This is a genomic window from Alistipes sp. (genome assembly GCF_048465635.1).
Lineage (GTDB): Bacteria > Bacteroidota > Bacteroidia > Bacteroidales > Rikenellaceae > Alistipes.
In genome coordinates this window covers 42419-54917 of the sequence record NZ_DBFWLF010000009.1, presented here as the reverse complement: position 1 = coordinate 54917, position 12499 = coordinate 42419, and the positions used below count along the sequence as shown (strand labels likewise).

General features: G+C 62.1%; 10 protein-coding genes. 8 read left to right on the top strand and 2 right to left on the bottom strand.

What is annotated here, in order from left to right; genetic code table 11:
• Positions 1-10: 10 nt before the first annotated feature.
• The 7 genes from ACMO9O_RS03670 to ACMO9O_RS03640 all read left to right on the top strand — a co-directional run bounded on the left by ACMO9O_RS03670 (position 11) and on the right by ACMO9O_RS03640 (position 8790).
• Positions 11-214 carry a hypothetical protein gene (locus ACMO9O_RS03670; RefSeq protein WP_418982263.1) on the top strand — a complete coding sequence of 68 codons (204 nt, stop codon included), beginning with the start codon at positions 11-13 and terminating at the stop codon, positions 212-214.
• 41 nt (positions 215-255) lie between these two features.
• Positions 256-2160, top strand: coding sequence for an alpha/beta fold hydrolase (locus ACMO9O_RS03665; protein WP_418982442.1), 1905 nt, complete (start codon positions 256-258; stop codon positions 2158-2160).
• Between the two features lie 198 nt (positions 2161-2358).
• On the top strand, positions 2359-3945 hold the full coding sequence (locus tag ACMO9O_RS03660; RefSeq protein WP_418982262.1) for a hypothetical protein: 1587 nt from the start codon (positions 2359-2361) through the stop codon (positions 3943-3945).
• The gene (locus tag ACMO9O_RS03655; protein WP_418982261.1) at positions 3942-5306 is read left to right on the top strand and encodes a hypothetical protein; all 1365 of its coding nucleotides are present in this window, start codon (positions 3942-3944) and stop codon (positions 5304-5306) included. Before ACMO9O_RS03660 ends, ACMO9O_RS03655 begins: the two co-directional genes overlap by 4 nt.
• 410 nt (positions 5307-5716) lie before the next feature.
• Entirely contained in the window at positions 5717-7066 is a 1350-nt protein-coding gene (locus tag ACMO9O_RS03650; protein WP_418982440.1) for an MFS transporter, read from the top strand.
• Positions 7067-7132: 66 nt separating this feature from the next.
• Entirely contained in the window at positions 7133-8524 is a 1392-nt protein-coding gene (locus ACMO9O_RS03645; RefSeq protein ID WP_418982260.1) for an aminopeptidase P family protein, read from the top strand.
• A 38-nt stretch (positions 8525-8562) separates the two neighbouring features.
• Positions 8563-8790: a hypothetical protein gene (locus ACMO9O_RS03640; protein ID WP_418982259.1), complete on the top strand. Its 228-nt coding sequence runs from the start codon at positions 8563-8565 to the stop codon at positions 8788-8790.
• A gap of 176 nt (positions 8791-8966) precedes the next feature.
• Here ACMO9O_RS03640 and ACMO9O_RS03635 read toward each other — a convergent pair whose 3' ends face one another.
• Entirely contained in the window at positions 8967-11123 is a 2157-nt protein-coding gene (locus tag ACMO9O_RS03635) for an elongation factor G (protein ID WP_418982258.1), read from the bottom strand.
• Positions 11124-11371: 248 nt separating this feature from the next.
• Here ACMO9O_RS03635 and ACMO9O_RS03630 point away from each other — a divergent pair, with 248 nt between their 5' ends.
• A complete protein-coding gene (locus tag ACMO9O_RS03630; RefSeq protein WP_418982257.1) occupies positions 11372-11713 on the top strand; it encodes a hypothetical protein in 342 nt (113 codons plus the stop codon).
• A gap of 225 nt (positions 11714-11938) precedes the next feature.
• Here ACMO9O_RS03630 and ACMO9O_RS03625 read toward each other — a convergent pair whose 3' ends face one another.
• Positions 11939-12499, bottom strand: a complete 561-nt coding sequence (locus tag ACMO9O_RS03625) for a DUF4924 family protein (RefSeq protein ID WP_418982256.1) — start codon at positions 12497-12499, stop codon at positions 11939-11941.

Here is a 12499-nt window from a genome sequence, read left to right as displayed (position 1 = left end):
GACACCCCTTATGGAAATCGAAAAAGTCATCCGCATCGTCTCCCTGTTCCTGCTGCTGGCGGCCTTTGCCCTGCATGTCGCCTCCAGAATCCTGTTTCCCGAATCGACCCATGCGTTCGGTCTGCCGATTTCGATCGTGCTGCTGCTCTGTATGGCCAACCTCTTGCGCGAAACCGGCAAAACCACCGAAAAGGAAGATAACTCAAACCGATAATCCCCTCATCAACCATGAAAAAACTGTTCATCATCGCCGCGATGGCCGCAACGGCCGTCGCCTGCGCTCCGAAGACGGCTCCCGAGCTGCCGATGGAGACCTTCTTCCGCAACTCGGAGAAGTCGGGCTACCAGATCTCGCCCGACGGCAGCTGCTTCTCCTACACGGCTCCGTGGGAGAGCCGCCGCAACATCTACGTCCAGCCCGTCGGAGCCGATTCCGCCATCCGCATCACTTCGGAGACCGAGCGCGATCTGGCCGGCTACTTCTGGGCCAACGACCACCGCATCCTCTACCTCAAGGACACGGGCGGCGACGAGAACTACCAGCTCTACGGCGTGGACATCGACGGGAAGAACCTGCGCGCCTATACGGCCATCCCGGGCGTAAGGACCCAGATCATCGACCCGCTCGAAGAGATCGACTCGCTGATGATCATCGGCACGAACCAGCGCAATCCGATGATCTTCGACCCCTACCGCCTGAACCTCAATACGGGCGAAATGACGCTTTTGTGCGAAAATCCGGGCGACGTGCAGGGCTGGCAGACCGACCACGACGGCAAACTGCGCGTGGCTTACGCCATCGTCGACGGCGTGAACACGCAGATCCGTTACCGCGACACCGAGCAGGAGGAGTTCCGCCCCGTGCTGACGACCAATTTCAAGGAGTCGGTCTACTTCGCCGTCTTCACCCCGGACAATAAAGAGGTGTGGGCCGTGTCGAACCTCGGCCGCGACAAGGCCGCGCTGGTGCGGATGGACCCCGCGACGTGCCAGGAGAAAGAGGTGCTCTACATGGACGACCGCTACGACCTGGGCGGGGTCTGGTACAGCGAGGCGCAGAAGAAACTCCTGGGCGTATCGTATGAAGGCCACAAGGGCACTACGCGCCACTTCTTCGATCCGGAGGCCGAAAAGATGTTCGACCGCATGCAGAAGCACCTGAGCGGTTACGAGATCGGCATCGCCGGCTCGAACAAGGCCGAGGATAAATACATCGTCTATGCCGGCGGCGACCGCACGATGGGCGCTTACTACTTCTACGATGTCAAGGCGGACAAGATGACCAAGCTGGCCGACACGTGCCCTTGGATTGTGGAGGACGAGATGGCCGAAATGCTCCCCGTGGAGTACACCTCGCGCGACGGCGAGCGCATCGAAGCATACCTCACCCTGCCGGTGGGCTATACGATGAAAACGGCCGAGAACCTCCCGCTGGTGGTCAACCCGCACGGCGGTCCGTGGGCCCGCGACTCGTGGGGCTTCAACCCCGAGGTGCAGTTCCTGGCCAACCGCGGATATGCCGTATTGCAGATGAACTACCGCGGCTCGACGGGCTTCGGCCGCCGCTTCACCGAAATATCCTACGGCAAGTGGGGGCAGCAGATGCAGGACGACATTACGGACGGAGTGAACTGGCTCGTCGGTCAGGGGATCGCCGACCCCGAACGGATCGCCATCTACGGCGGCTCGTACGGGGGCTATGCGACCTTGCAGGGCATTACGAAGGACCCCGACCTCTACGCCTGCGCCATCGACTATGTGGGTGTCTCGAACCTCTTCTCGTTCCTCCAGACCATTCCGCCTTACTGGAAACCGATGCTCGACCAGATGTACGAGATGGTCGGCAACCCCGAAACTCAGGCCGAAATGCTGCGCGAGAACTCCCCGGCACTCAATGCCGACAGGATCAAGACCCCGCTGCTGGTGGTGCAGGGCGCCAACGACCCGCGCGTGAACATCAACGAGAGCAACCAGATGGTCGAGGCGCTGCGCAAGCGCGGCGTGGTGGTCGATTACATGGTCAAGGACAACGAGGGCCACGGCTTCCACAACGAGGAGAACCGCTTCGACTTCTACCGGGCGATGGAGAAGTTCTTCGCCAAGCACCTCAAGGGGATCGAACCCGAGGGCGGAATCGTTCCCGAGGAGTGCCGGCGCTGACCGTGGCCCGATCGAAAAAGGCCGGCGGAAACCCTATCCCCCGCCGACCCGAAAGTTTCAAATAGTTGTGCGACGAAGGTCCGGAGTGTATCCGGGCCTTCGTTTTTCGTTGCCGGGAAGAAAGATTCCGGCCGGATCGGTACTATTTTATGTTTGTTTTTGTATATTTGGGATACGCTAACCATCAAAACGACCCGCATGAAACCCCAAGACCGGCCCGAAGCGGAACGCTCCGCTCCCATGGAGCCTCCGCATGGCAGGGAACCCGACCTGCAAGTCGAAATCCGGCAGTATCAGACCCTGCTGGATATTCTCGACAAACCCAAGAAAGCGCTCAAAGTCATCGCCGCCATCGTCGTCCTGGCGCTGGCGATCTTCATGGCGCTGGCTTTCACGACCATTGCCATCAAGCGCTTCTACCCCTACAACGAGATCAAAACCAATATGTTCGGTGCGACTACCATGCAGAACGAGGAGGTCGAGCTGACCTACTGGCTCTTCAATACGGCCGATCTGTGGGGCAATTCCGGCATAAGGGTCGAGCGCGGCGACCAGCTGACCATCCGCGCTTCGGGCAAGTCCAACACCTCGATCCACCATCTGGTCGACAACGCCTACTTCAACTCCCGGCCGCGCTACCGCTGGGTCGGAACCGAAGGGGAACCCCGTCCGGCCAACACGCGCACGGCCTACCGCATCTACGAGAAACGCGACCCCGACGCACTGATCATGCAGGTCGTTCCCGAGGACAACAGCGACGAGCTTCCGGAGGCGTATCTGCGCCCCGATCTGGTCCCTCCGATCGAGGGGGAGAAGGACCCGTACGACCGCTTCTACTACATCGGTAAGGAGCGCACCAACCTGATCATCAACCAGTCGGGAACGCTCCGTTTCGCGGTGAACGACATCGTGCTCACCGACCGGTGCATCGATTCGATGATGCGGCACAACGATCTGCTGTTCCGGGACAGGTACGGAGAGAAGGAGTATATCCGACTGCTGCTGCTGCGACACGACACCGTGGCGCTGGAGCGGATTTTTCGCAACGAGTTTCTTGCGAGGTATACCTCCACCCTGCTGCAAGAGAAAAAAGCCTGGTCCGCTACGGTTTGGAAAGGGGACGGAAGCGGCGCCGTCGAGCAGGCAACCCTGACCAAATGGCTGGAGGCGTCCGACAGGGAGTGCCGGGACCTGCTTCCGAGCCTTGCCGACACCTCCCAATACTGGGAAATCGGAACCGATCTCTACAACCTGCGCAAGCAGTGCGATACGCTCCGAACGTTCTACCATGCGATCCGCGTGCGTAATCAAATCGATAGAAACGACCCCCTCTATCGACAGTTCGGGACCTATCTCTCGAAACACAGCCGAACTATTGCCCGGATCGACACGGCCTACGCATCGAAGGATGCCAGGTGGCTCTTCGAACGGCCGGAACGGCTGCAAAAGTTTAAAGAAATCTGCCGGAAGCTTTACTACGAACTGCAAGAGGAGTTGGAAGAGTCGGTCGCCAAGGTCGGGCCGCTCTGCGAAAAGTGGCGGAATACGAACGAGGACGGGCTTTACTTCGGGCCGCACCCCGTCCGGTTGATCAGTGGAATCGACGACAGCGCGACGGCCCTTTCGGCGCTCGCGGCAAATCCCGAAGAGGTGCGCAGTTCCGTCTACCCGTTCTACAACGAAATGACCTACTACCGCGAAACCCACTACTTCGATGCCTGGTACGAGGATAACGTCGGCTCGTTCCTGATCGTGGTGGAGCGCCGGAAAAACAGTTCCCGATGAAAAAGTCCATCTCCGACCTGATCAAGGAGGCACTCTTGCAGCGGGGACACCGCTCGATCCGCATCGACGACGGCAATTTCTTCCTCAGTCTGGTCAGCGGCGTGGGAAAGGACGGGCGGCCGCGGCCTGGCGACGCGGGCCGGCGCGTGTGCTGGTTCGGACTGCTGGTCTGCACGCTGTTCGGTGCGCTGACCTTCATCATCTACGCCGCAACGTTCTTCATCAAGGACATCCTGCTCTTCGACGAGAAGCCGATCGTCACCGAGACGGGCGCGATCGTTCCCCAGCGCTCGTGCAACCGCGAACAGGTGCTCTTTCACTTCAATTCGGCCGATCTGTGGGCCGGTACGGGCGTGCAGCTCCAGCGGGGCGACCGCATCCGCATCTCCCACTCGGGCGGCTTCCACAGCGACGTGGCGGACATCTACCTCAAGGCACGCCAGAACGACCGTCTCAAATACCCCTACTACTTCAACGCCCGCAATGCCAGTTCCGAGGGGGTGGAAAACTGCATCTACAACGCCGCGAACGACGTGCCCCGTTCGGCTTGGCTCCAGCCGTGGCGGCGGCAGGAATTCCGCGAGCGCCGACCGGCTTTCGGCTCGATCCTCTGGCAGGTGAGCGAGGAGAACTGCGTGATGAAACCCCGCAAGGGGGATATCCACCAGATCGGTCAGACCGATGCCGGGCGTTTTATCCGCATCCGCAAGGACGGGGAGCTGTTCCTGACGGTCAACGATATCTACCTTTCGGATTCGGTCATCGCGCGTCTCAACCCGGACCTTCCGGACGATCCGAAGCATCTCCGCCCGCTGCCGGCCTCGCCGGTCGAGGCACGCGAACAGAATCTGGACTTTCTCGGAATCCATGAATCGGGGCGCAACGATTCGCTCCTCTATTCCCGGGAAGCGATCCGGACCTGCGTGACCGATCACCCCGAGATGCGGAGCGTCTGGTTCCAGGACAACATCGGCAGCGTTTTGATCTGCGTGGAGATCGAGCGCAAGGTGAGCATCCCGCACCTCTTCACGCGGTGGTTCCGCAACACCGAGCGCCGCATCGGATGGGCCTGCGACAACCACGGGTGGGTGGTGACGCTGGTCCTTTCGACAGCCGCAAGCCTTGCGTCGGTGTTCCTTTTCGCCTGGCCGTTCTTTCTGGCGCTGGCGATTTACCGCATCCCCAAGTTCCGCAAGGGCTGCCGCTACGTGCGCTCGGGCAAACTCTCCGAAGCGGCGCGGCGCGGGGTCGAATACCGGTGGGGGAGGCGGAAAGTCTACTCCAACCGATGCAAACAAGCCCTCCGGGACTGGTGGGACGATGTGCCGCCCGAAGAGAGAGCGGCGCGCAGGAGTTCTTAGAAGCGCCCGGCTAAGGCGGATGCCGCGGCATCTCCTGCCCGCCGACCGTAACCGGCCCCGTGTTCGCCCCGGCATGGTGTGCTTTTGCCCTCGGCTTGCATACTTTGCGGGAGATAAACTCCCGCTTAGATAGGCTGCGCCTCGGCATAACCAAATAAATTTGCTTCTGCCCTCGGCTTGCACTACTTTGCGGGGGATGAATCCCCGCTTAGATAGGCTGCGCCTCGGCATACCCAAATAAATTTGGTTTTGCCCTCGGCTTGCACTACTTTGCCTGCGGCTCAGATAGGCTGCGCCTCGGCAAAACTCAAGCAGGCGCTTGGTTTTGCACTCGGCTTGCACTATCTTTGTCAACCGTGCGACCGCATCACGAAATACCCCGCGTACCGCTCCCTGCCGACGGTCTTCCGATGCCCTACCGGTTGGGAGCGATTCTCGCCGTGGCGTTCGGCGTCGGGCTTTCGGTCATCGACAGCGCCATCGCCAACGTCGCCCTGCCCACCATCGGGCGCGAACTGGGCATCTCCTCCTCGGATTCGATCTGGATCGTCAACGCCTACCAGATCGCCATCATGGTCTCGCTGCTGTCGTTCTCGGCGCTGGGCGAGCTGGCCGGTTACCGCAAGGTCTACATCGGCGGCCTGATGCTCTTCACCGTCGCCTCGGTCGGCTGTGCCCTGTCGGGTTCGCTACAGACGCTCGTGCTTTCGCGCGTCATGCAGGGCTTCGGCGCGGCGGCCGTCACGTCGGTCAACACCACGCTCATCCGCATCATCTACCCCCGCGCCCAGCTGGGCCGCGGGCTGGGGATCAACGCCACGGTGGTCGCCGTCTCGTCGGTGGCGGGTCCCACGCTGGCTGCCGGCATCCTCTCGGTGGCCGACTGGCCGTGGCTCTTCGCAGTCAACATTCCGGTCGGCTTCGTTGCCCTGGTGCTCAGCCGCCGCTTCCTGCCGGCGAATCCCGTGCGGGTGCGCGGCCACCGCTTCGACTGGCGCGATGCGGTGATGAACGCGCTGACGTTCGGCCTTCTGATGGCCTCGGTCGAGGGCTTCTCCCACGGGCTGGACCCGCAGCTTCTCTGTGCGGGGATCGCGCTGCTGCTCATCGTGGGCTTTCTGTTCATCCGCCGCCAGCTGCACGAAGACTACCCCATCCTGCCGCTTGACCTGCTGCGCATCCCGATCTTCTCGGTGTCGGTCCTCACGTCGATCTGTTCGTTCGTGGGGCAGATGCTGGCGATGGTGGCCCTGCCGTTCTACCTACAGCAGACGTGCGGCTACGACGAGGTGCAGACCGGACTGCTGCTCACGGCCTGGCCTGCGGTCATCATGGTCGTCGCTCCGGTGGCGGGGGTGCTGGTGGGCCGCGTGCACGCCGGATGGCTCGGGGGCGGCGGTCTGACGCTCATGTCCGTAGGGCTGTTCCTGCTCGCGGCGCTCCCCGCCGAACCGTCGGCCGCGAATATCGTTTGGCGGCTGGTGCTCTGCGGTGCGGGATTCGGCCTGTTCCAGTCGCCCAACAACAGCATCCTGATCGCCTCGGCCCCTGCCGAGCGAAGCGGTTCGGCCAGCGGCATGCTCGCCACGGCCCGGCTGGTGGGGCAGACCACGGGCGCGGGGCTGATGGCGCTTCTGTTCGAACTCGTACCCGGCAACAGCACCCATGCGGCGCTTCTGCTCTCGGCCTGCTTCGCCCTGCTGGGCGCGGTCATCAGCCTCTCCCGTGTCCGGCTGCCGCTGCCCGAGGGGCTGCGTTGAAGAAAAATCGCCGTTTACGCATCGGGCATCGCTTTTTTCCCTATTTTTGTAGAAACACTCGACATTATGTTTTCAGCCAAGACTTACAGCGCGCGCCGTCAGATGCTGCGCACCAAGATCGGATCGGGGATCATCCTGCTGCCGGGAAACCAGCCCGCTCCGAACAATTATCCCAACAACGCCTACTACTTCCGGCAGGACTCGTCGTTCCTCTACTACTTCGGGTTGAACATCCCGTCGCTGGTCGGGGTGATCGACTGCGACTCGGGCGAGGAGGCGCTCTACGGCGACGACTTCACGGTCGAAGACATCATCTGGACCGGTCCGCAGCCCACGCTGCGCGAGCTGGGCGCCGAGGTCGGCATCGCGGCGACCTTCCCGACCGGGGAGTTGGAGGCGCGTCTGCGCAAGGCGGTCGCGCTGGGCCGCCGCATCCACTACCTGCCGCCCTACCGCGGCGAGACCAAACTCCAGCTCTCGGCCCTGTTGGGCATCAAGCCCCCCATGCTGCACGCCTACAAGTCGGTCGATCTGATGTTCGCCGTGGCCGAAATGCGCGAGAAGAAGAGCGACGAGGAGATCGAAGCGATGGAGCGTGCGTTCCGGATCGGTTACCGGATGCACACCGCCGCCATGCAGATGTGTCGTCCGGGCGTGGTCGAGCGCGAGATCGCCGGAGCCATCGAGGGTATCGCCAAATCGATGGGTTCGGGCGTGTCGTTCCCCTCGATCGTTTCCCAGCACGGCGAGACGCTCCACAACCTCAATGCCGACGGGGTGCTCGAAGCGGGGCGTCTGCTCCTGTGCGACGCAGGCGGCGAGACCGTAGACAACTACTGTTCGGACCATACGCGCACCTATCCCGTCAGCGGACGCTTCACCGAGCGGCAGAAGGACGTTTACAATATCGTGCTGGCGGCCCACGACGAGGTGGCCCGCATTGTCAAACCGCACATGATGTACACCGAGGTCCACAACGCCGCCTACCGGGTGCTGGCCGAGGGGCTGATCGGCCTGGGACTGCTTCGCGGTACGGCCGCCGAGGCCGTGGAGGCCGGGGCCATGACCCTCTTCATGCCCCACGGGCTGGGTCACGGGCTGGGTATGGACGTGCACGACTGCGAAGCGATGGGCGAACGGTCGTTCGACTTCTCGACGATCGCCTCCCGGGCTGCCCGCTCCGCCACGTGCATCTACCGCGCCGCCTGGCGCCTCGAGCCGGGAACGGTGCTCACCGACGAACCGGGTCTCTACTTCATCCCGGCACTGATCGACAAGTGCCGCGCCGAGGGGCTTTACCAGGGGATCGTCGACTACGATGCGCTGGACGCCTACCGCGATTTCGGCGGCATCCGCATCGAGGACGACCTGCTGGTGACCCAGACCGGCTGCCGTATGCTGGGCGATAGGAAGATCCCCATCACCGTCGAGGAGCTGGAGGCCGTCGTAGGCAAATAGCGACCCACTCGCAATGATTCTAACCCAAAATAGAAGCCATGAGTAACAAAACCAAATGGATCGTCTACGGCGCGCTGGCGCTGATCGCCGTGCTGCTGGTGGTCATCTTCTCGAAGAATATCTGGAACTGGTTCGAGAACATTCTCGTCGATCTGCTGATCTACCTGATCGTCTTCGGCGTGGGCTGGCTGCTGGGCCGCTTCGGCGCACGCCGCGGCAGCCGCGAGGAGCAGACCGTCCGCGGCTTCACCGAGGCGCAGAAATAGCGGCAGGAGCCAAAAAGACCGCAGCGCGGTAACCGGGGGGGCGACCCTGCGGTTACCGCTTCTTTTTCGGGCAGGCGAAGAAACGCCTTTCGTCCGGGCAAAAAGCACCCGGACCGGAGATGGCTCTCCGGTCCGGGTGTTCAGCGGGCGGTTCCGCCGCCCGTATGCAAGAAATGCTACTCCTCGTCGGTGTCCGTGTAGGCTTTGAGCAGCTTGTCCTGCACGTCGGCGGGAACCTGCTCGTAGGAGGAGAATTTCATCGTGTAGGTCGCCGACCCGGAGGTGAGCGACGAGAGGGTGGTCGAATAGCGGTACAGCTCGGCCAGCGGCACGGTGGCGTTCAGACGGTCGAAGCCCTTGTCCGACTCCATGCCGGCGATCATCGCGCGGCGGTTCTGGAGGTCGGACATCACGGCGCCCATGTAGTCCGACGGCACGAGAATCTCGACCTGATAGATCGGTTCCATGATCTTGGGTCCGGCGTTGCGGAACGCCTCCTTGAAGGCGTTGCGGGCCGCCAGCTTGAACGAGATTTCGTTCGAATCCACCGGGTGCATCTTGCCGTCGTAGACCACCACGCGGATGTCGCGGGCGTACGAACCGGTGAGCGGACCCTCGTCCATCTTCTCCATGATACCCTTCAGGATGGCGGGCATGAAGCGTGCGTCGATCGCGCCGCCCACGATGGCCGAATAGAACTGCAGCTTGCCGCCCCACGGCAGGTCGTACTCCTCTTTGGTCTTTGGGTTCACCACCAGATCGCCCTTGCCGGGAATCTTGTAGTTCTTCGGTTCGGGCATCCCCTCGTAATACGGCTCGACGACCATGTGCACCTCGCCGAACTGACCTGCGCCGCCCGACTGTTTCTTGTGGCGGTAGTCGGCCTGCGCCACGCGGGTGATGGTCTCGCGGTAGGGGATCTTCGGGGCCAGATAGTCGTACTGGAGCTTGTTTTCGTTCTGGATGCGCGTGCGCAGGATGTTCAGGTGGTGTTCGCCCTGTCCCTGGATAATGGTCTGCTTCAGCTCCTTGGAGTATTCGACCAGGATGGTCGGGTCCTCATAGCGGGCCTCGGAGAGCACCTTGCCCAGCTTCTCCTCGTCGTTTTGCTCCTTGGCCTTCACGGCGGCGCGGTAGCGCGGTTCGGGGAAGACGATCGGCTCGACGCTGACCGGAGCCGACGGCGCGGCGAGCGTGTCGTTGGCGCGCGTGCCCTTCAGCTTGACCGTGCAGCCGATGTCGCCGGCCATCAGTTCGGTCACCTTGATGCGGTTTTTGCCCGCCACGGCGAACAACTGCGACAGTTTCTCCTTGTTGCCCGTGCGGGTGTTCACCAGCTCCGTACCCTCGGCAATCCGGCCGCGGACGACGCGGAAGTAGGTGATCTCGCCGATGTGCTGCTCGATCTGGCTCTTGAAGACGAACGCCACGGCGGGGGCCGTCTCGTCGGCCAAAAGCTCCTCGCCCTCGGTGGAGAGGAATGCGGGCGCCTTCATGGGGCCGGGGGCCACGTTGATGATGAACTCCATCAGGCGCTTGGTTCCGATGTCGCGCTTGCCCGAGGCGCAGAAGACGGGCATCACTTCGCGCTTCGAAAGCCCGATCTTGAGGCCCTGACGGATGTCGTCCTGCGTGAGCGTCCCCTTGTCGAAGTAGAGTTCCATGAGCGCCTCGTCGTGCTCGGCGGCCATCTCGACCAGCTCGCGGTTCAGCTCCTGGGCGCGTTCCAGTTCCTCGGCGGGGATGTCCAGCTCCTCGCGGTGGCCGTCGTTGTCCTTGAAGCGGTACATCTTCATCAGCAGCACGTCGATGAAAGCGTTGAAGCCGGGTCCCTGATTGACGGGATACTGCACCAGGACGGGTTTCACGCGCGAGGCGGCGCGGATCGACTCGTAGGCCGCTTCGAAGTTGGCCTTGTCGGCGTCGAGCTGGTTGATCACGCCGATGACGGGTTTGTTCAGCAGGCGGGCGTAGCGGGCCTGAATCTCGCTGCCGACCTCCCAGCCGTTGACGGCACTGTAAAGGAAGATGCCCACGTCGGCCACCTTGAAAGCCGAAAAGAGGCTGCCGCAGAAGTCGTCCGACCCGGGGCAGTCGATGATGTTGAGCTTGCGCTCCATGAATTCGGTGAAGAGGATCGTCGAATAGATCGAGCGCTTGTACTCGTGCTCGATATCCGTGTTGTCCGAGAGCGTGTTGTTCGTCTCGATACTACCCCTGCGGTCGATGACCTTACCCTCGAAGGCCATCGCTTCGGCAAGGGTAGTTTTTCCCGTGCCGGGCGCACCCAGCAGAACGATGTTCTTGATCTCTTTGGCTGAATAGTTTTTCATATCCCGTATCTGTTTTAAGGTTGTTGCTTTTAAGGCGACTATAAATATACGAAAAAATCGGAAAAAACAAGAATTCGTCCCGCGAATCGCCCTTTTCAGGACGCGAACGGCGCACCGGCCGTTTTTGCCGCTGTCGCGTCCTTATGGCATACTTCTTGCTTTTTCCGGGATAAACCGAACGAAATGCGGGGGTGTGAGCCGTCCGATTTCCGAGGTCTACCGTTATGTTTAATTAATGCAATAATGTTATGAAAGAGTCCAACGACCGCAAGAGCGAATCGCGCAGCGAGGGCATGAAGGGCCACGTGAACAATCCCGAGGGCCACAATCAGTTCACCGAGAACAACTCCTCGAGCCGCAGCGAAGGTTCGTCCAGCCGCAGCCAGGGTTCCTCGAGCCGTGGTGAAAGTTCGTCGAGCCGTGGTCAGGGTTCCTCGAGCCGCAGCGAGGGTTCGTCGAGCCGTGGTGAGAATTCGAGCCGCCGTGGCAACACGACCGAAAGCTCGGAAACGCGCAGCGAGGCCATGAAGGGCCACGTGAACAATCCCGAAGGGCACAACCAGTACACCAAGGGTTCGAGCCGCCGGTAACCGGCCGCCGTTTCCGGGCTGTCCGGGACGGTAGAAAAACACACGGTGCTCCTGGAAGCACCGTGTGTTTTGTTTTGGATGGAGATATTATGCAGTGTACGGCAGCCCTGAGCTGCTCCTCTCAGGTTGGATGCCGCGACCCGGGAGGCGCAGCCGGATCGCTGGCCTGGGCTTAGGAGGGCTGCTTTGCGGGCCTAACCCGCGGCAGCCCGGCCGGGCCGCGTCCTACTCCGCCCCTTTGTAGAGGTCCGTTTCGCCGCACTCGACCTTGCGGTAGAGGTCGGCCAGCTCGGCGATCACGGGCGAAATGACCTCCAGCGTGTCGGTCACGGCCGACTTGTCGCCCTCGCCCTTGATGCGGTAGAGCATCGCGGCGTAGAGGGCGCGGAAGCAAAGCTCCGTGTCGCTCATGCCCGGGTTGCCCAGCACGGCGCGCAGGTGCGGCAGCTCCGCTTCGAGGCGCGCATAGGTCTGGCGGTAGTGTTCGCCCGCGGGGAGTTTCAACAGCTGCAGGTGGAGGTTGTGCAGGTCGGCGATCAGGTGCAGCGTGTGCTCCAGGTGGCCCTTTTCGTCCTTGCCCTCCTCGTGCAGCAGGTTGGCCAGGTCCATGTACCACATCAGAAAGGCCGACTTCTGCTCCTCGCTCAGCTCCTTGCGCGGGGCGACGAGCGTCGTGTAGACCGCCTCGGGGCTGAACTGCAGCGCCCGCAGCAGGTCCTCCAGCTGCCAGAGGTAGAGAATGTATTCGGCGACGTTCTCCCGCCGTTTGTTGCGTGCGATATCCAT

What these genes read in the sequence shown, in the direction of transcription:
- ACMO9O_RS03645 (WP_418982260.1), top strand. Translation starts at nt 7,133, where the DNA reads ATGTTTTCAGCCAAGACTTACAGCGCGCGCCGTCAGATGCTGCGCACC.
- ACMO9O_RS03640 (WP_418982259.1), top strand. Translation starts at nt 8,563, where the DNA reads ATGAGTAACAAAACCAAATGGATCGTCTACGGCGCGCTGGCGCTGATC.
- ACMO9O_RS03635 (WP_418982258.1), bottom strand. Translation starts at nt 11,123, where the DNA reads ATGAAAAACTATTCAGCCAAAGAGATCAAGAACATCGTTCTGCTGGGT.
- ACMO9O_RS03665 (WP_418982442.1), top strand. Translation starts at nt 256, where the DNA reads ATGGCCGCAACGGCCGTCGCCTGCGCTCCGAAGACGGCTCCCGAGCTG.
- ACMO9O_RS03630 (WP_418982257.1), top strand. Translation starts at nt 11,372, where the DNA reads ATGAAAGAGTCCAACGACCGCAAGAGCGAATCGCGCAGCGAGGGCATG.
- ACMO9O_RS03670 (WP_418982263.1), top strand. Translation starts at nt 11, where the DNA reads ATGGAAATCGAAAAAGTCATCCGCATCGTCTCCCTGTTCCTGCTGCTG.
- ACMO9O_RS03660 (WP_418982262.1), top strand. Translation starts at nt 2,359, where the DNA reads ATGAAACCCCAAGACCGGCCCGAAGCGGAACGCTCCGCTCCCATGGAG.
- ACMO9O_RS03655 (WP_418982261.1), top strand. Translation starts at nt 3,942, where the DNA reads ATGAAAAAGTCCATCTCCGACCTGATCAAGGAGGCACTCTTGCAGCGG.
- ACMO9O_RS03650 (WP_418982440.1), top strand. Translation starts at nt 5,717, where the DNA reads ATGCCCTACCGGTTGGGAGCGATTCTCGCCGTGGCGTTCGGCGTCGGG.
- ACMO9O_RS03625 (WP_418982256.1), bottom strand. Translation starts at nt 12,499, where the DNA reads ATGGATATCGCACGCAACAAACGGCGGGAGAACGTCGCCGAATACATT.